Origin of the sequence: Lacihabitans sp. CCS-44, assembly GCF_024343735.1 — a bacterium.
Taxonomy (GTDB): Bacteria; Bacteroidota; Bacteroidia; order Cytophagales; family Spirosomataceae; genus Leadbetterella.
In genome coordinates this window covers 48783-67259 of sequence record NZ_RJUE01000005.1, presented here as the reverse complement: position 1 = coordinate 67259, position 18477 = coordinate 48783, and the positions used below count along the sequence as shown (strand labels likewise).

The window sequence follows — 18477 nt, the reverse complement described above, 5'->3', positions numbered from 1 at the left end:
TTCAATGATTTTGAGACAATAAATAGCTAAATTTGCGTTTTGATTACAAAAAATCTTACAAAATGCGTGTTAAATTCCTACTGGTAATTGCAGTTTTTGCAGTTATTCTTAGTTCCTGCGGAGAATCCAAACCCGATTTAGAAGTAAAAATCCGACGATTTGAGAGAGAGCTGATGGCCGTAAAAAGCCAGCCCGAAATGCTGACTTTGCTTAAAAACAACGAAAACATCGTTAAGTCGCTTTACAGAACATTTCCTGATGATACTGCCTTTGTGTCGCACATGTACTATTTGGCTTCCCATCCCGAAACCCGCAAACTCTACGACCAAACCCAGAAAGAATTCGGTGAATTAGAAGGCATTCAGAAGGAATTTGAAAGTGCTTTTGCGAATATAAAATCCAATTATCCTGAGTTTAAGGAACCCAAAATTGTCACCACTTTCTCAGGTCTCGAAAACGACCTTTTTGTCTCTGACACATTGATAATCATTGCATTAGAATCATTTCTTGGTCCAAAAGCACTTTACAGACCTGACCAACCCAACTACATACTAAAAAGATACGCAAAGGAATATATTGTTCCAACCGTAGTCAGATATTTGTCCAATTCGTACAACAAACTCGACCCAAAAGACCAATCTTTCTTGGCTGACATGTTGTTTTTTGGAAAATCGCTGGAGTTCACAAAGGAAATGCTACCCAACGTGGCCGATTCGCTCATAATAGGATATTCAGACTTAGAACTCACCGAAACTTGGGAAGCACAGGATTTGGTTTGGGCCCATGTAGTAGATAAAAATCTACTTTACAATCCCAACCCGCACCTAAAAGAAAAGTATTTTGGCGAGAGACCATCGGTGCCAGAAATCGGCCCAAAATGCCCTGGACGAATAGGACAATGGCTCGGTTGGAGGATAATCCAACGTTACCGAACCGAAAACCCCAAAGTAACGTTTCAAGATTTAATGGCAAATGACAAGCCCGGGGACATCCTGAGGGAGTCGAAATATAGAGGACAGATAGAAAAAGAATAATGGCGAAGGGCAGACATGGGGCCGGGATAGATTTGGCACCCGAAGACAAAAAAAAACTAAGTAAAGACGGATTGAAAAAAGCGATTGCTCTTTTCAAATTTACATTACCTTACAAAAACACCTATATCATAGGTATGTTGTTTTTGGTATTTTCCACGGTTACTACCATGGTTTTTCCGCTATTGATAGGCGAAATGACCAAAGTGATGGAGGGGAAATCACACTATAATATCAATCAGGTAGCTGCCTTCTTTGCAGTGATTTTGGTAGCACAAGGTATTTTTTCATTTTTTAGGGTCTATTTTTTCTCTATTGTAAGTGAAAAAACAGCCGCTGATATCCGTAAAATCGTCTACAATAAATTTATCACTTCTCCCATATCCTTTTTTGAAAACAACCGTGTGGGCGACCTCATGAGCCGCATTACATCTGATGTTTCGGCTATTCAGAGCGTACTTTCAACTACTTTGGCGGAGTTTTTCAGGCAAGTGGCCACATTGGTGATAGGTATAGCCATGTTGGTTTACATTTCGTGGAAATTAACGCTTTTTATGTTGGCAACTTTCCCAATAATCGTGGTTGCGGCTTTAGTTTTTGGAAAATACATAAGAACCATCTCGAAGAAAGTACAAGAAAAGCTAGCAGAAGCCAACGTCATAGTGGAGGAATCACTGCAATCCGTTTCTATAGTAAAGGCATTTACTAATGAAAAACTAGAGTCCAAAAGGTTCTCAAAATCTGTTGCCGAGTCTGTTACTTTAGCACTCAAAGCCGCCACACTTCGTGGTGGATTTATAACTTTCTTTATCATAGGCCTTTTCGGGGGAATTGTATTGGTGATATGGTTTGGGGGAAATTTGGTTATAGAAAAAGAAATAATAATAGCCGACCTGATTACATTTCTTACATTAACGATATTCATTGGGGGTTCTATGAGCGGCCTCGGAGACTTATACGCACAACTTCAACGTACGGTGGGAGCTTCCGAAAGAATATTAGAAATTTTAGAGGAAAAATCTGAGGTGGATATTGAAAAAGAAAAACTCCTGAATCCTATCGATGGAAATATATCTTTCAAAAACGTAAAATTCAGTTATCCTTCTAGAAAAGACGTAGAAGTACTGAAAGGTATAAATTTTGAAATTGAGGCGGGTAAAAAAATAGCATTGGTTGGGCACTCAGGGGCTGGAAAATCGACATTAGTGCAACTGTTGATGAAATTCTACCCTGATTTTGAAGGCGAAATACTTATAGACGGTCAAAATATCAAAAAACAAGACGTCACCTTCTTGCGTCAAAATATAGCCATAGTGCCGCAAGAAGTAATTTTGTTTGGTGGTAGTATTCTCGAAAACATAGCCTACGGAAAACCTGGAGCCACTTTAGAAGAAGTAGAAAGTGCTGCCAAAAAAGCAAATGCTTTAGAATTTATTGAGAAGTTTCCGGATAAATTCGAGACAATAGTGGGCGACAGAGGCATAAAACTCTCGGGTGGGCAAAGACAAAGAATAGCCATAGCGAGAGCGATATTGAAAGACCCAGCCATACTTTTGCTCGACGAAGCCACCAGTGCCTTAGATTCGGAATCGGAGAAATTGGTACAAGATGCACTCAACGAACTCATGAAAGGGCGTACCTCTATTATTATTGCTCACAGACTGGCCACCATTCGCAACGCCGACCAAATATACGTTTTGAAAGATGGCCAAATAGCCGAATCTGGCACACATGAAAGTTTGATTTTGAAAAACGAAGGAATTTATGCAAATTTGGTAAAAATGCAGTTTGACATAGTTTCATACGAAATGGTATAAAATGGAAAGCAACGCCCTTGGCATCTTAAGACAATACGACCTCAGACATACAGATACCAGAGAAAATATACTAAATAGTTTTCTTCAAAAAACGACTGCCCTGTCTCATAGCGATGTAGAAACATCTCTCAGCGATGGTTTTGACAGAGTTACGATTTACCGAACACTCAAAACTTTCCTTGACAAGGGCATAATTCACAAGATTTTAGACGACAATGGCGGTGTAAAATATGCACTTTGTAAAGACCAATGTGCCTCGGGCCATCACCACCACGACCACGTTCATTTTAAATGTTCGGAATGCAACGAAACCTTCTGTTTAGAAAAATTTTTGATTCCAGAAATCATACTTCCAGAGGGTTACCAAAGAAAAGATATTAATGTTTTGGTGCAAGGTATTTGCCCAAAATGCAATTAAAAACAACAAAATGTATCAAATAAAAGAAGCTAAGTTTAATAAAAGTGCCGCAAAAGTAGAACATTGCCCACAAGATGATTTACCGGAAATTGCATTTATAGGGAGATCAAATGTAGGCAAATCCTCCCTGCTCAATATGCTTACCGGTGTGAAAAATCTTGCAAAAACGTCCTCAACACCTGGTAAAACCCAGTTAATAAATCACTTTTTAATTGATAATAAGTGGCATTTGGTCGATTTACCTGGCTATGGCTATGCCAAAGTACCGGTTTCAGAAAAAACCAAGTGGGAAAAAATGACTTGGGACTATCTGTTGCAAAGAACGAACCTTCTTTATGTTTTTGTCTTGTTAGATATCCGTCTTTCGCCCCAAAAAAAGGATTTAGAATTTATACAAAAATTGGGCGAAAACGGAGTCCCTCTGAAACTGGTTTTTACAAAGGCTGATAAAGTAAAAACTATGGAAGGACAAAAGAACATCACAGATTTTATGGGGTCACTTTCTGAAACATGGCAAATATTGCCCGAGTACTTTATAAGTTCGGCAGAGAGAAAAACTGGCAAAACCGAAATCTTAGGATTAATAGAAGAGATAATCTTCCCTAATTATTAATTTATTTTAATTTATATTTGCAAAAAAAATTATAAATCATCGGGATGGCGACAGAATATTTGGGAATAGACGTTGGTGGGACAAATGTTAAAATGGGTATCGTAAATGCGGAATCAGGCAATATAACGAACTTTTATAGCCACGACACTGGCTCATGGAGAGCCACAGGCCATTTTGTGGACAACCTAGGTGATGCCATAGCTGTTCAACTCAAAGAAAACCCCGAAGTCAAAAAAATAGGCATCGGAGTACCAGGTTTAATATCTCGTGATAGATCCACTTTGATGGAAATCACGGCTATTCCAGAAACTGATGGAACGCCCATTATTCCACTTTTGAAAAAACGTTTCCCTGAGCATGATTTTTTCTTGGAAAATGATGCCAACGCTGCGGCCTTGGGTGAATACTATTTCGGTGAAGAAAAACTGCCTGAAGATTATATATTTGTGACCCTCGGTACGGGTGTAGGTGGAGCAGCCATTATAGACAAGTTGGTGTTTAAAGGTGGTGGTGGAAACGCCATGGAACCCGGCCACATGCCCTCAGCTAATGGCAAAGTTTTAGAAAGAAACATAGGTAAAAACGAGCTTTTAGACTTGGCAAATAAAATGCGTAGTGAATTCAAGGGAGAAACAAGATTACCCAGCGATGGTTCTATTTCTACTACAGGGTTGGTGGCTGCAGCTTCTGATGGTGATGTACTTGCACTCCAAATATTTGACGTGGTAGGTACATTATTGGGTGACGGTTTGGTATCGATGATACGAATTCTTGACATCACTACAATACTTATCGGAGGTGGGTTATCGGCTTCGTTTGAGTATATCATGCCAGCCGTGAATCGTCAATTAAAATATTGGTTAACACCTTATTATATCAAAACTTTGGACATAAAAAGAGCCACTTTGGCCAATGATGCCGGCCTATTGGGTGCAGCCAGTTTGTGTTTCTAAAAAATAAAATATTCTTTAAAACGCCTCATTTTTAAACACTTGAGGCGTTTTTTTTATTAATTTCAACCCTTTATTTAACTGCTATGACACAAAGATTTTTCAAGACCTGTCTATTATAGAACTTATACATTCATTTCTAAAACCTTATTTCTTTGGCTCGAAACCCCTACCCCATTTACTCGCACGAATATTTCATGGCAAAAGCCTTGGACTTGGCAATGGATGCTTATGAAAAAGAAGAAGTACCTGTGGGTGCTATAGTAGTGGCTGAAGGCAAAACGATTATAGGAAAAGGAGTAAACCAAACCGAACAACTGCACGACGTAACGGCCCATGCCGAAATATTGGCCATCACAGCAGCAGCCAACTTTTTGGGTGCAAAATATCTCAAGAATTGCACCTTATATGTTACACTTGAGCCTTGTGTAATGTGTGCCGGAGCCTTGGCTTGGTCACAAATTGATCGAGTGATATTTGGAGCTTATGACAAGAAAAAAGGGTTTACTCTCATTCAACAGCCCATTTTACATCCAAAAACCGATGTCATTGGCGGAATTCTACAATCTGAATCTGAAGCGATGTTAAAAAGTTTCTTTAAGAAACTAAGAAACTGAAATAAGTTATAAATGAGCGGATAATTCAAGAATTATCTTATATTTCTCATTTAATGTTAAATGATTCTTCGGTAAAAAGTCAATAACTTTAGTTCTATTTAGTGGAATATTATGTATTGAAGATTGTGAAGATGAGTTTTCTTTAATATTACTTGATTCTGAATCAAAAAGATTCAACTGCGTAGTATTTTTTTTCATCTTTTTTAGAGTTTAATTATAGGCATACAAATATATATATATAAATTTTATTCCTCTGTTTCATTTAAAAGTTTTTTTGAGATTAAATCTTTTGTAACCAATGATTCTAAAGTAGGAATTGCCTGAAGTGATAACGTTTTTTTAGGTTGAATATTGTTTTTTATATAATCAATCATCTCTCCGGAAGAGTTTTTCCTAGAATTTTGAATCATTTTAAATAAGTCCATATACTTTCTTGGAGAAACACCTTCATACATTAATATTTTAACTTTGTTATTCTCATTATTTTCAGTCATTGCATCATAATGCAATTTCATCGTTAAACTTTTCCTGTAGGGTTCGATGTAATATATTTCTTCAATACCTGCAACAATTAAATGTCTGGCACAATTATGACAAGGGTAAGTTGTAATATAAATTTTTCCTCCTTTAACTTTATCTCCAGCGATTTGACTACCAATAATTAATGCATGCATCTCCGCGTGAATAGATCTAGAAAATTCGACTAAACTCTTTATTTTTGAATTTCTTATTTTGTTAAACACTTGTTCTTCATTTTCTTGATTTATTAATTTTTCATCTAAAAGAATTTTTGTCAATTCTTTTGAAATAAGATTTTTTTCCTGATCATTCCAACATTTAGTTTGATTATTAAAATTCATACATCTAAAATCACTTTTTGATTCATTTGAATATAAATTTCCACCATATTTAGGCACATCATTCCACCCTAGAGAAATAATATTATTATCAGAATCAGTCAAAGCCGCACCTACTTGTCTTGATAAACATGCAGAATTATTGGCGGCGGAAGAAGCTTGATACATTGCGGTTTCCTCTGAAGTGGGCGTTATTATATTAGAATTAAATATCAAACTTAGATACCTTTCAATTTTAACTTTTAAACTTTTTTCTGTATCGCTAACATTGATAAAAAAATCTGATTCTGTAAAAGTATCTCTAACAGTTTGACCATGTTTAAATTCTTCTCCTGAATCTCGATCAATAATTTGATATATTTCAGAAAGAGTCATACTCTTATTATTTTTTAGATATTTCTCTCTATCATTAATAGAAGAAAATATACCAAAACTAAAATGAATACCTTGATAGACTAAATTAAAAAGATCTAATTCCTCTTGATTTTTTATAGAATTAATTATGTAACAAACTCTTTTAGATTGGTAGAAGCTGGATTCCTTATTTGGTATTCTATCTGTAATTATTTGATTAATCGCTAATTCAGCCAAGACACTTTTCCCAAACCTCTCTCTTAAATCGTTACCACATTCTATTAATTGATTATATCTATCAATCTGTGTTATTTTAGTAATATCTGAGTTAATCATACTGCTTTTCTGAACAATAAATTCACTCATCTTTATTACTTTTGTCTCATATTTAAAATCATCCACTAAAACATTTTGGAGATTTCTGATAAAAGAATTTATATCAGTACCTATAAAACCACAAATACTAATAATCAACTCCTCAGTATGAGTATTTTTAATTTTTTTAATTACTCCAATATCACTACCTAGAGTTATATTTTCCTTATTTGATATATTTTTCTGAGATTTCAAAACTGCATTAGCCATGTTTTTTTAGTAGTTTATAAGTTTTTTCAACAAAAATAAAAAAAACATCGACTTTCGTAAGAAAAAATAAATGACCTTAGCCTATATCATCGCCGCAGTTGTCGTTCTTCATTTTGTAATTGGAATAGCCTATTTAATTTATAAAATCAATACGGCCAAACCCAATGAAGATTTGAAAAACAACAAACAACCCGGCTCTTCACTTTTTTTTCATCCCTTTCGAACACATTTTAAAAAACTGATGTTTATCATTTATAGATAGAAAAATAAGTTTAACGAAATAAAATTATGGCTTTTACATTAGCACCCCTTCCCTACGCCAATGATGCATTGGAACCACATTTTGACGCCATGACAATGGAAATTCACCATGACCGTCACCACAATGCGTATGTTACAAATTTGAACGCAGCTGTAGCTGGTACAGATTTGGAAAACAAAACAATTGAGGAAATTTTGGCAAACATAAGTAAAGCATCACCAGCAGTTAGAAATAACGGAGGCGGGCATTATAACCACGATTTGTTCTGGAATATTTTGGCTCCACAAGGTGTTGGTGGCAATCTTTCGGGCCCATTAAAAGAAGCAATTGTTGCGGCTTTTGGTGGTGTTGATGAGTTTAAAGCAGCTTTTAAAACAGCCGCAACGACGAGATTTGGGTCAGGCTGGGCATGGTTAATTGCCAAAGAAGATGGAACAGTAGCAGTAACTTCTACGCCAAACCAAGACAATCCATTGATGGACATTGCCGAAGTAAAAGGCACACCGCTTTTGGGTCTTGATGTTTGGGAACACGCCTATTATTTGAAGTTCCAAAACAAACGCCCTGACTACGTAGATACATTCTGGACATTGGTAAACTGGAACGCAGTTGAAGAGAGATATGCAGCAGCAAAGAAATAAAATTTAGATGTTTAAAGTTTGAAGGAGGGTAGACAGTTGTCTGCCCTTTTTTTGTAAATAAAATCCAAAAAATTTTGATTTATAAATTTCATAACTACATTTGCGACATGAAATTATCAAACATCATAGCAAATAAAGGTTGGTGGCGTTCAAACTATCTCGTTTGAGCAACATTCCGCTATGTGGTTTTTTACATAATTACGGCTTGCTGTTCAACACAGCAAGCCGTTTTTGTTGTGGCTTCGGCTACACTCAGCCACCGAAATATCGGCTACGCTTTGCCACCAAGGGCACAACAAAATGACTAAGATTTTATTGAATAAATAAATAAGAATTACCTCCGATGGCTGAATGAAGTCAAAGGATATCGACAAGAAACATTGCATTATGAAATTTAATATTACTACAAGAAGCAAAAGACTTTTGGCTGACACCCTAACTCCAGTTAGTATTTTTCTGCGAATTAGAGAGCAGTTTCCGCTTTCGGTGATTCTCGAAAGTGCTGATTATCATGCCATGCATAATAGTTTCAGCTACATTGCCTGCGACCCAATAGCATCATTCATATTGGACAACGATGAGGTTTCACAGAGTTTTCCAGACGGAAGCACGGAAAAATTTAAACTAGCCTCAAGAAAGGAAGCTGTAAATGCTTTGCAGGGCTTTGCAAGTAGATTTAATCCATCTGAAAACGAACATTCATTTATATCTAATGGGCTTTTTGGGCACATTACGTACGACTCTGTAGAATATTTTGAAGACATAGAAATTCAAGAAAAAAGCAACGAAACTGCAATTCCGCAAATACTCTACCGGGTGTATCGCTACGTGATTGCGGTCAATCATTTCAAAGACGAGCTGTTTATGTTTGAGCATGCTTATGTCAGAGAAAACGAAGAAGCAAAGTTTAAAGAAGACGGCCTCGATACTTTGGAATTTTATGTAAAAAACCCAAAAAGGACTTCTAGTAATTTTGCAAAAAAAGGCAGTGAGCAAACCAATATTAATGATGCTGAAATGGTAAAAATCATTGAAAAGTGCATCAAACATTGTTTGCGTGGCGATGTGTTCCAAATAGTTCCTTCTAGGAGATTTTCACAAGAATATATTGGCGACGATTTTAATGTTTATCGTGCTTTAAGAAGCATAAATCCATCTCCTTATTTGTTTTATTTTGATGGTGGCGATTATCATATTTTTGGTTCAAGTCCTGAAAAACAGATATTTATAAAAGATGGTCAGGCAGAAATTCATCCAATTGCTGGTACTTTTAGAAGAACAGGCGATGACGCCAAAGATGCGGAGCTAGCTCGCCAACTCCATGCCGACCCAAAAGAATCTGCCGAACATGTGATGCTGGTGGATTTAGCCAGAAACGACCTTTCGCGTAGCTCAGACCACGTACAAGTAGATATTTTCAAAGAAGTACAATTTTACAGTCATGTGATACATTTGGTTTCGAAAGTTACAGGACACATGACCGATGGTACAAACCCGTTGCAACTGGTGGCAGATACATTCCCTGCAGGTACGCTTTCGGGTTCACCAAAACACATGGCGATGTCATTAATCAACGAAATGGAACCAACAAATAGAAGTATTTACGGGGGAGCAATTGGCTTTATGGACTTTAAGGGCAATTTTAATCATGCGATAGCCATCAGAACATTTCTGAGCAAAAACAATACTTTGTATTTTCAGGCAGGTATGGGCGTAGTAGCAAAATCTGTCATAGAAACAGAAATGGCAGAAATTCATTTGAAACTAGGAGCATTAAGAAAAGCCATTGAAATGGCGGCAGAAATTTAAAAAGTTTCATAAAAAAGCGATAAATTTTTTTTTGAAAAAATAAAACGAAATTTGAAAAAATAAAACGAAAATGGACCCATTACTAAAAAAACTTAATTTTAAAGAACACAAAAAGATTGCCATTCTCAATGCTCCAGAGGAGTTTTCGGAGCAAATGAAAGTTTTCTCTGATTATTTAGAGGTAACAAAAAAACTATCGGAAGAAAAACTTCCGTTTGTTTTGGCATTTGTAAAAGAACAGGCTCAAATAGACGATTTAGCTCCAAAGATTGATGCCATTCTGGATAAAGACGGACTGTTTTGGTGGGCTTATCCCAAAGGAAGCTCAAAGAAACACAAGTGTGATTTCAACAGAGATAATGGCTGGCAAATAATGGGTAAGTTGGGTTATGAATCTGTAAGAATGGTAGCAATAGACGAAGATTGGAGTGCCTTCAGATTCAGAAAGGTAGAATTTGTAAAAACTATGACAAGAGACCAAAGTTGGGTGATGACGGAGGAGGGGAAGAACAAAACGCAGAAATAAATATCAAGCTGAAACAGGAAGTTTAAATAAGAAATAACATGAAAATATTAGTACTTGACAATTACGATTCATTTGTATATAACTTGGTTTATATTCTCAAAGATTTGGGAGGAAATGTAGACGTAATTCGCAATGACAAAATAGCTGTAGAGGATGTAAGAAAATATGACAAAATATTGCTGTCTCCCGGCCCAGGTATACCTGAAGAAGCAGGAATAATGATGGATTTATTGGCAGAATATAAGACTTCTAAGAGCATTTTTGGAGTATGTCTTGGGCATCAAGCCATTGGCGAAGCATTTGGCTCAAAGCTACACAATATGGATGAAGTATTGCACGGCGTTACTACAAAATGTATAGTTCAGGATAATAAGGAGCTGCTTTTCAAAGGCATTCCACATTCTTTTGAAGTTTGCCGCTACCACTCTTGGACAGTTGTACCAGAAAGCATGCCTATAGACCTAAAAATCACAGCTATAGATGAAAAAGGGTACGTGCTAGGCGAATCTCACCAAAAATATGACATCAGAGGTGTGCAATTTCACCCAGAAGCGTATTTGACCGAACATGGTGTAAAAATGGTAGAAAACTGGATGAAGAGCTAAGTATCAACAACTCTGGATTTCCAAAGTCCATAACCCAATATAAAGTTACCTGTTGAAATAAGGACAAAAGAAACCACAAAGTCTTTATCAACATTATGATTAAAAATATTAAAACCTCCAAAAACGTCATGAAGTGACAAAAACACCAACCCCGCCCTGACAAAATTAACTCCACTGGCGTTTTTGAAATAAAAAATATAACTAAACACCAAAGCTTGGACAACTGCATCTATAATTATTAAAAAAGAGATAGAAATATCTAGGTTTGAATCATTATAAATCATATATCCAATAGCAAATGACATCACCTGAGGGCCTAAGATTTTCAAAAAATCGTTCAACTTTGTAAGTCTAAAATCCTTTAAGGTGTTTCTAAATACCAATATCAAAGCAATCTTTGAAAAAAGATAAAAGGACATTCCTAGTTTAAGAAAATCAAGATCTTCATAAAAGACAATAATAATCTCACCAATGGTGATAAGCAGAAAATACCACAACACACTTACACGGGGTTGGAAGAAATTTGCCTTAAAAAAAGGATAGGTAAGTAAAATATTGGCACCAACTAAAAACAAAACTTGAAGAGGTGGATCAAAAAATATTTGAAAATAAATTTTAGCAATACAAAATAGGGAATATATAAGCAATAAAAAAATGTTTTCATATACAACACTGTCTCGAAATATTGTTTTAATCATATTCATAGGCTATTTAATATTAGAAAGAGAAGCACAACAAACTTACTAAAACAATTGCGTTTTAGTCAAAAATAGAGCTCAACAAGCAAAGCTTTTTTACAAGTCATTACAATTCAAATCTTTAATTGAATCGTTAGCTTCTTTTACTTCGGCTGCTGTAAGTGATGGGCAATCTTTGAGGTAATTGGAGGCTGTACTTTTGAAAGCTTCACACTTGCTTTTGCTGGTAAAGTCAGAAAAAAAGGCAGTGGCCGCTGCAGTAAACTTTTCTGCAGATTTTTCACAACCAGCCAAAGGATCAACTAATTTTGAACCACAAGAAGACATTAATAAAATTACTGACAATAGGCTTAATACTTTTTTCATGTTATTTGTTTTTTTGTCAAATTTAGTCCTTGAAGGCAATTAAAAAAGGATTAAAATCATATAATTGAATAGAATTTTATTTTGCGGTTTTGAGTCAGAATAATTTTCAAAGCAGAGTTTCAGTTATATTTGTAATTAATATTTAAATAGAATTTAGTTGTTTGGATTTCTAAAGAAAAAACCAGAATCAGTAGTAAAAACATCTTCAGAAAAGCTAGAAAAATTACTTTCGGCAAAGATTCCTATTGCCTCTTTACCATACGTAATGAACCTTTGGAAAACTCACCCTTTCAACTTCTCTATCACAAAATCCAGAAAATCTTGTTTAGGAAACTACCGCTTGAAAGATGGTCAGCACTTTATCACTGTGAACGGCGATTCAAACGCATACTCGTTTTTGGTGACCCTAATTCATGAAATAGCACATCAGCATGTGGCTCTTACAGCTAAGCTTTTCAGAAGAAAACCAGCCCCGCATGGAGTTGAATGGAAAACTACTTTTTCAAACCTCATGCAACCTTTACTTACTGAAGAGGTTTTTCCAGGAGAAATTTTAAAAGTATTGCAAAAACACATGATAAATCCAGCTGCTTCATCTACTAGAGATCCATCTTTAGTAAAAGTATTGGGTATTTTCAACGAAAAAGAGAATTCAGACGCTCCCTTATTGTCAGAAATCCCCTCCGGTAAAATATTTGTTTTTAATAATAAGAAATATCGAAAGCTCGAAAATAGAAGAACAAGAACCCTGGTTGAATGTACCTCTTCAAAGAAAAAATATACGATAGCTTCTTATGCTCCGATTCAAATAATCGATTGATATGAATACCAACTTTACTCTCAGAACGTTCTATTCTTGTTGTATTATAAACCATTTATGAGAATATCATTTTGCTTCTTTATGATTATCAGTTTTGGGCTTTTTGGCCAAAAATCTGTCTTATCAGAAGGGGAATGGATAAAAGTAAGTATAAGAAAATCTGGAATTTATAAGATAGACTATCCTTTCATTAAAAAGTACTTAGCCAACTATAAAACGATAGACCCAAAAAAAATACGAGTATTTGTTGGTCATATTAAGGGCTTACCACAAAACAATCTAGGCGAAAGAATTGAAGACTTAAAGCAAATTCCTGTTTTGGACAACGACATTGATAGAAAATTGGACATTAATGATCAAATATTATTTTATGGAGAATCTCCACATGAAGAATATTTCGACACCCAAATTTCTAGAATCACCCACAAGCTAAATCCGTATTCTGACGAAAACTATTATTTCATAAATATTGGAAATGCAGACGCACTAAAAATAGAAACCCTAGCCTCCTCTAGCCAGTCAAGTTCTTCGGCCATATCGGCACTTACTTATTATGCTTTTGAAGAAAAAGAAATTAAGAACTTGCTTTCCTCTGGCAGAAATTGGTTTGGAGACTTTTTCTATAATACTTATTCACTAAATGTCGCCAATTCTGAGGCACAGACAGACATTAGATTCAATATGAGTGTGTTGGGAATGGGTAGAAGCGACCAAACCATAAATATAAAAATTGGCAATGAAAATGTCACAAAGCTTACTTTACCCAAGTCGCTATACAATTCTGCCGATAATTATGCGAGATACAATAGAGTCTCCAATCCTACAGATTTTGAATTAACACTATCCAAATCTAACCCTAATATTACGCTAGAGTTCAGTTTGAGCACCGTCGGTTCTGCCAATGCAGGAGCTTATGTAGACTACTATGAAGTTCAATATGAGCGTAATATCACTTACAGCCCTAAAGAGTCTATAAAATACTGGTACTTAAAAAAGTCGAGGGAAACCAATTTCCGCATAAATCTACCCGACAAAAACACAGAAGTGTGGTTAGTGGACAACCCATACATATCTAAAAGATTTGATGTAAAAAGTGATGGGACATTTGGAGCTGACCTCCACGAGCAGTCCATATCACAACTCTTCGTATTTAATAAAGAAAATACTGATATTCCTACATTTGTTGAGAAAGTCACAAACCAAAACATAACTGGTTATAGTACTCCAAACTTGATCATAGTTTACCCTGAAAAATTCAAAGCAGAAGCCGAAAGACTAATTGTATTTAAAAAACAAACACAGAACATTGAGGTGTTGGGTTTCAGCACAAAAGAAATTTTCAACGAGTTTAGCTCAGGAAAAACCGACCCATCCGCCATTCGAAACCTTTGTAGGCATTACTGGCTAAAAGACAAAACAAAACTTAAATATTTGCTGCTGATTGGAGATGCTACCTTTGACTATAAAAACAATAATGAAATCACTTATGTAGATACAAAAAACTTCGTCCCAACTTATCAATCGAGAGAATCTTTGGAACCTATCTATAGCTTTTCTTCCGATGATTACTTTGGGTTTCTTGAAGACCATGAAGGAGCTTGGACAGAAGGATTTAGTCAAAAAAATATTTGGATTAGTAACCGAGACAACGACCACTCGATGGATATCTCTGTGGGAAGGCTTCCTGCCAAAACAATGTTTGAAGCTAAAGGACTCATAAGTAAAATCATTAACTACCAAAGTACTGATATAAAAGAAGGCGACTGGAAGACCAAGATTGCTTATGTTGCCGACAACAGAGACTATAATATTCATCAACAAGATGCAGAGTCACTGAGTCAACTTTCAAAATTAGCATACGGAGGGTTTGAAATAGAAAAAATATATATGGATCAGTTTCCAGTAAGCACAAATACCACTGTTCCTAAAGCAACGGAGGCTATAAGCAATGTGCTAAAAAATGGTTCGTTCTTGATTAATTATAACGGCCATGGCTCTGAAGATGGATGGGCAAATGAAAAACTACTGACCATAGCCAACATTCAAAATTTCAGAAACTCAACCAAACTTCCCATATTTTTTACGGCTACCTGCCAGTTTGGCAAATTCGACAACCCTTCGTTGGTTTCTGGAGCTGAGCTTGCATTACTCAATCCAAGTGGGGGGTGCATAGCACTGCTAACAACCACTCGCCCTGTATATTCTAGCACAAACGAAAGAATAAACAGTGCTTTTTATAACAATGTAGGTAATGCGAAAACTTTAGGAGAACTTTTTGTATTGACAAAAAACCAATCAATCGAAGGAGAAATCAATCGCAATTTTAGTCTTTTAGGAGATCCTAGCCAGCCTCTTCCAGAATTTAAAAATAATATAGAACTCCTCAAAGCAAATGAAAAACTACCCAGTGGCCAAACATGGAAGTCTTTAGAGAAAATTCAAATTGTGGGTAAAACCGAAAAAAAAATAACTGGAAAAATAAAAATTTCTATTTTTGACAAACCTACTCAAAGTGTAACATTAGGTACATTTGCCGATGGCCCAAAATTCACTTATCTTTCATCAGAAAGTAAATTATTCGAGGGTTTGTATTCTCTTATCAATGGTGAATTTATAGCAAACATTATTTTACCTAAGGACCAAGCTTTCGGCTCTGGGAAAGGTTTAATGACTTTTTACGCCACAAATGAAGATTCTACAGAAAATACGTATGGTTATTTTGATGATTTTATTCTTACTCAGCAATCTAGTTCAGAAATTGAAGATAACACCGGCCCTGAAGTAAAAATAAGTCAAAAATCAAATGAAATTCTACATTTCGAAGTCTTTGACGAAAATGGGATAAATATTTCAGACTACGACGCCAACCACAAAATTCAGGTTTTCATAGATGACACTCTTATAAGTAGTCTTAATAGGCTTTACATTCCCTCCCAAGGTGCTTACCAAGGTTACATAAATTTCTACACAGGAAACTTAGCAAATGGAAAACACAAATTGAAATTTATTGTATTTGACAACTATAATAATAAGACGGAAAAGACGTTTGAATTTAACATCGAAAAACCAGACTTTGCCATAATAAATTATCTCAATTATCCCAATCCGTTTTCCAACTATACAAATCTTATTTTTAATCACAATAGAGTTGGGAATGATTTACTTGCTCATTTGGTGGTTTATGATGTATTTGGAAGAACTATTGCTGATTATCAAAAATCCTGCAAAAATTGTGACGGAAAAATTGAATTTGGACTGGATTTTGAGGGAAATACTCATATTTCGAGTCAACTATATTATAAACTAAACCTATTGTCTGTTTCAGAAAACCAAACTGCCCATACCTCTGGGAGATTAATCTTTTGGAAATGACAATAAAAATACATTATTTTGAACACTTTTTTGATGAAAATTAGGATAAAAGAATTCGTGAATACCTCATATATGAATAAAAAATCGCTTTTAGGAATCTCCATTCTTCTGATGATTTCTAGCATTGTCCATGCTCAATCCCAACCAAAGAACTACCAAGTTGTCACTACCGCTGTACCTTTTCTCACGTTAACTCCCGACTCAAAATCTGCTTCTATGGGAGACGCAGGCGTTGCTTCGGCTCCTGATGCCAATGCAATGTATTGGAATACATCAAAACTTGCTTTTGTTGAGAATAAGTTTGGGGCGAGTTTTTCTTATGCCCCTTGGCTAAGAGATATCGTTCAAGACATGGGTTTGATGAGTGCAAATGGCTATTACAAAGTAAGCGACAAACAAACTATTGGGGCTAGCATAACTTATTTTGACCAAGGAGACATTCAGTTCACCAACACTTTCGGTGATAATCTTGAAAAATTTCATTCGAAAGAATTCAACTTAGCCTTAGGAATAGCTCAGAAACTAAACTCAGACTTTTCAATGGGTCTGAATCTTAAGTTTATTAATTCCAATTTAGTGGGAAACACGGTGATAAATGGCCAAGCTGGAAAACCCGGCAGAACAGGAGCAATAGATTTGGGTTTTTATTACAACAAAACAAGACCAACAGACAAAAATGCCGACAAGCCTAAAAAAACTGATGTTGATTATGGCCTAGTACTTCAAAATCTTGGTGGTAAGGTAAACTACGGCTTTGGAGAATACTTTATACCCGCAAATCTGAAATTTGGCACCAAAATATCTCATAAACCAGACGATCTGAACACATTCACTTTTTTGATTGATCTGAACAAATTATTGGTACCAACTCCATTGGCCAATACACCCATAAGTAACAAAAGTATCTTCTCTACTATGTTTTCGTCTTGGAGTGATGCACCCGGTGGTTTGCAGGAAGAGTTAGAAGAAGTAATGGGTTCTCTTGGAGCGGAATATTCTTATGCCGATTTGATAGCCTTGAGAACTGGCTATTTTTATGAATCAGGGAACAAAGGAGCTCGTCAGTATTTTACTACAGGATTTGGCATAACTCTAAAAGAAATTTATAAATTAGATATGGCCTACCTAATACCGACCAAAGCAGGAAATCCTTTGGCAAATACTTGGAGAATTTCTTTAAATATCGGAATTCCAACCAAAAACCTAAAATCTAAAGAGATTAAAGGAGACGAAGAAGAATAACAAACATAAAATATTATACAAAAAGCCCGATGTCGGGCTTTTTGTATTTATAAAAAACCAAAGAAAATGGATTATTTTGAACTTTCACTGACCGTAGAACCTGATTTTTCTGAAATACTAATGGCCGAACTGGCGGAAATTGGTTTTGACTCCTTTGTAGAAACGGACGAAGGACTTCAGGCATATGTGCTTGAAAGTGAGTTTCAGGAACGCAGCCTGAAGCAGTTGATGGAAACTTATGCCGACAAAACACCCATGAGCTACAGTCTCAAAAAAATAGAAAAACAAAACTGGAACGAGGAATGGGAGTCTAATTTCTCTCCTATTGAGGTATTAGATAAAGTATATATTAGAGCTACTTTTCATGAGCCTGCAGATCAAAAATATGAGCATGAAATAATCATCACACCCAAAATGTCCTTTGGGACGGGTCACCACGAAACTACTTCGCAAGTGATGGAATTACAGCTTGAAATAGACCATCAATGTAAAAGTGTATTAGACGTCGGCACTGGAACGGGCATTTTGGCCATACTTGCAGCCAAGCTCGGGGCTACCAAAATACATGCTTTTGATATTGACGAATGGTCTGTAGAAAACACAACAGAAAACATTCAGCTAAACGATACTAATCTAATAACCATTGAGTTAGGAACCATTGACAGCCAAAAGACAGCAATATACGATATTGTTTTGGCTAACATCAACAGAAACATTCTTTTGGAGGAAATCCCAAAATACGCAACATTCACGAGCGACTACCTTCTATTGAGTGGCTTTTATGAGCACGACATTGCCGATATTCAGGCAAAAGCAGAAGCCCATGGTTTGAAAAAAATAAAACATATAAGTAAGAATAACTGGGCAGCAGTCGTTTTTAGAAAACATTGAGCG

18 protein-coding genes are annotated in these 18477 nt (G+C 35.8%); 15 read left to right on the top strand and 3 right to left on the bottom strand.

Annotated features, from left to right (window positions below; genetic code table 11):
* Positions 1–62: 62 nt before the first annotated feature.
* From EGI26_RS04525 to EGI26_RS04500, 6 genes are all read left to right on the top strand, one after another.
* Entirely contained in the window at positions 63–1034 is a 972-nt protein-coding gene (locus EGI26_RS04525; protein ID WP_255076688.1) for a gliding motility protein, read from the top strand.
* Entirely contained in the window at positions 1034–2848 is a 1815-nt protein-coding gene (locus EGI26_RS04520) for an ABC transporter ATP-binding protein (RefSeq protein WP_255076687.1), read from the top strand. Before EGI26_RS04525 ends, EGI26_RS04520 begins: the two co-directional genes overlap by 1 nt.
* A gap of 1 nt (position 2849) precedes the next feature.
* On the top strand, positions 2850–3266 hold the full coding sequence (locus EGI26_RS04515) for a Fur family transcriptional regulator (RefSeq protein WP_255076686.1): 417 nt from the start codon (positions 2850–2852) through the stop codon (positions 3264–3266).
* Positions 3267–3276: 10 nt separating this feature from the next.
* On the top strand, positions 3277–3879 hold the full coding sequence (gene yihA / locus EGI26_RS04510; protein WP_255076685.1) for a ribosome biogenesis GTP-binding protein YihA/YsxC: 603 nt from the start codon (positions 3277–3279) through the stop codon (positions 3877–3879).
* 44 nt (positions 3880–3923) lie between these two features.
* Complete coding sequence (locus tag EGI26_RS04505; RefSeq protein WP_255076684.1) at positions 3924–4832, top strand: ROK family protein; 909 nt, start codon at positions 3924–3926, stop codon at positions 4830–4832.
* Between the two features lie 173 nt (positions 4833–5005).
* On the top strand, positions 5006–5446 hold the full coding sequence (locus EGI26_RS04500; protein ID WP_255076739.1) for a nucleoside deaminase: 441 nt from the start codon (positions 5006–5008) through the stop codon (positions 5444–5446).
* Between the two features lie 245 nt (positions 5447–5691).
* On the opposite strand, the gene EGI26_RS04495 is transcribed toward EGI26_RS04500, so the two are convergent.
* Entirely contained in the window at positions 5692–7242 is a 1551-nt protein-coding gene (locus EGI26_RS04495; RefSeq protein WP_255076683.1) for an anti-phage dCTP deaminase, read from the bottom strand.
* A 70-nt stretch (positions 7243–7312) separates the two neighbouring features.
* Here EGI26_RS04495 and EGI26_RS04490 point away from each other — a divergent pair, with 70 nt between their 5' ends.
* The 5 genes from EGI26_RS04490 (at position 7313) to EGI26_RS04470 (ending at position 11085) form a co-directional block, all read left to right on the top strand.
* A complete protein-coding gene (locus tag EGI26_RS04490; protein ID WP_255076682.1) occupies positions 7313–7504 on the top strand; it encodes a hypothetical protein in 192 nt (63 codons plus the stop codon).
* Between the two features lie 26 nt (positions 7505–7530).
* Positions 7531–8145, top strand: a complete 615-nt coding sequence (locus EGI26_RS04485; RefSeq protein WP_255076681.1) for a superoxide dismutase — start codon at positions 7531–7533, stop codon at positions 8143–8145.
* 387 nt (positions 8146–8532) lie between these two features.
* Positions 8533–9954, top strand: coding sequence for an anthranilate synthase component I family protein (locus EGI26_RS04480; RefSeq protein WP_255076680.1), 1422 nt, complete (start codon positions 8533–8535; stop codon positions 9952–9954).
* Positions 9955–10024: 70 nt separating this feature from the next.
* Entirely contained in the window at positions 10025–10480 is a 456-nt protein-coding gene (locus tag EGI26_RS04475; protein ID WP_255076679.1) for a hypothetical protein, read from the top strand.
* A 38-nt stretch (positions 10481–10518) separates the two neighbouring features.
* Positions 10519–11085, top strand: a complete 567-nt coding sequence (locus tag EGI26_RS04470) for an aminodeoxychorismate/anthranilate synthase component II (RefSeq protein WP_255076678.1) — start codon at positions 10519–10521, stop codon at positions 11083–11085.
* On the opposite strand, the gene EGI26_RS04465 is transcribed toward EGI26_RS04470, so the two are convergent.
* Together EGI26_RS04465 and EGI26_RS04460 are read right to left on the bottom strand one after the other, a co-directional pair.
* The gene (locus EGI26_RS04465) at positions 11082–11660 is read right to left on the bottom strand and encodes a hypothetical protein (RefSeq protein ID WP_255076677.1); all 579 of its coding nucleotides are present in this window, start codon (positions 11658–11660) and stop codon (positions 11082–11084) included. The genes EGI26_RS04470 and EGI26_RS04465 overlap by 4 nt on opposite strands.
* A 219-nt stretch (positions 11661–11879) precedes the next feature.
* Complete coding sequence (locus EGI26_RS04460; protein ID WP_255076676.1) at positions 11880–12149, bottom strand: hypothetical protein; 270 nt, start codon at positions 12147–12149, stop codon at positions 11880–11882.
* 157 nt (positions 12150–12306) lie between these two features.
* On the opposite strand from EGI26_RS04460, the gene EGI26_RS04455 reads away from it, so the two are divergent.
* The 4 genes from EGI26_RS04455 (at position 12307) to prmA (ending at position 18474) form a co-directional block, all read left to right on the top strand.
* On the top strand, positions 12307–12969 hold the full coding sequence (locus EGI26_RS04455; protein WP_255076675.1) for a SprT-like domain-containing protein: 663 nt from the start codon (positions 12307–12309) through the stop codon (positions 12967–12969).
* A 57-nt stretch (positions 12970–13026) separates the two neighbouring features.
* Complete coding sequence (gene porU, locus EGI26_RS04450) at positions 13027–16341, top strand: type IX secretion system sortase PorU (RefSeq protein ID WP_255076674.1); 3315 nt, start codon at positions 13027–13029, stop codon at positions 16339–16341.
* A gap of 72 nt (positions 16342–16413) precedes the next feature.
* On the top strand, positions 16414–17583 hold the full coding sequence (gene porV, locus EGI26_RS04445) for a type IX secretion system outer membrane channel protein PorV (RefSeq protein WP_255076673.1): 1170 nt from the start codon (positions 16414–16416) through the stop codon (positions 17581–17583).
* Positions 17584–17649: 66 nt separating this feature from the next.
* Positions 17650–18474: a 50S ribosomal protein L11 methyltransferase gene (gene prmA / locus EGI26_RS04440; protein ID WP_255076672.1), complete on the top strand. Its 825-nt coding sequence runs from the start codon at positions 17650–17652 to the stop codon at positions 18472–18474.
* The last annotated feature ends 3 nt before the right edge of the window (positions 18475–18477 follow it).

Bases quoted from the DNA above. Each gene is read 5' to 3' on its own strand.
- yihA (WP_255076685.1), top strand. From the start codon at position 3,277: ATGTATCAAATAAAAGAAGCTAAGTTTAATAAAAGTGCCGCAAAAGTA.
- EGI26_RS04495 (WP_255076683.1), bottom strand. From the start codon at position 7,242: ATGGCTAATGCAGTTTTGAAATCTCAGAAAAATATATCAAATAAGGAA.
- EGI26_RS04480 (WP_255076680.1), top strand. From the start codon at position 8,533: ATGAAATTTAATATTACTACAAGAAGCAAAAGACTTTTGGCTGACACC.
- EGI26_RS04505 (WP_255076684.1), top strand. From the start codon at position 3,924: ATGGCGACAGAATATTTGGGAATAGACGTTGGTGGGACAAATGTTAAA.
- EGI26_RS04515 (WP_255076686.1), top strand. From the start codon at position 2,850: ATGGAAAGCAACGCCCTTGGCATCTTAAGACAATACGACCTCAGACAT.
- prmA (WP_255076672.1), top strand. From the start codon at position 17,650: ATGGATTATTTTGAACTTTCACTGACCGTAGAACCTGATTTTTCTGAA.
- EGI26_RS04525 (WP_255076688.1), top strand. From the start codon at position 63: ATGCGTGTTAAATTCCTACTGGTAATTGCAGTTTTTGCAGTTATTCTT.
- EGI26_RS04520 (WP_255076687.1), top strand. From the start codon at position 1,034: ATGGCGAAGGGCAGACATGGGGCCGGGATAGATTTGGCACCCGAAGAC.
- porV (WP_255076673.1), top strand. From the start codon at position 16,414: ATGAATAAAAAATCGCTTTTAGGAATCTCCATTCTTCTGATGATTTCT.
- EGI26_RS04475 (WP_255076679.1), top strand. From the start codon at position 10,025: ATGGACCCATTACTAAAAAAACTTAATTTTAAAGAACACAAAAAGATT.
- EGI26_RS04490 (WP_255076682.1), top strand. From the start codon at position 7,313: ATGACCTTAGCCTATATCATCGCCGCAGTTGTCGTTCTTCATTTTGTA.
- EGI26_RS04485 (WP_255076681.1), top strand. From the start codon at position 7,531: ATGGCTTTTACATTAGCACCCCTTCCCTACGCCAATGATGCATTGGAA.
- EGI26_RS04470 (WP_255076678.1), top strand. From the start codon at position 10,519: ATGAAAATATTAGTACTTGACAATTACGATTCATTTGTATATAACTTG.
- EGI26_RS04460 (WP_255076676.1), bottom strand. From the start codon at position 12,149: ATGAAAAAAGTATTAAGCCTATTGTCAGTAATTTTATTAATGTCTTCT.
- porU (WP_255076674.1), top strand. From the start codon at position 13,027: ATGAGAATATCATTTTGCTTCTTTATGATTATCAGTTTTGGGCTTTTT.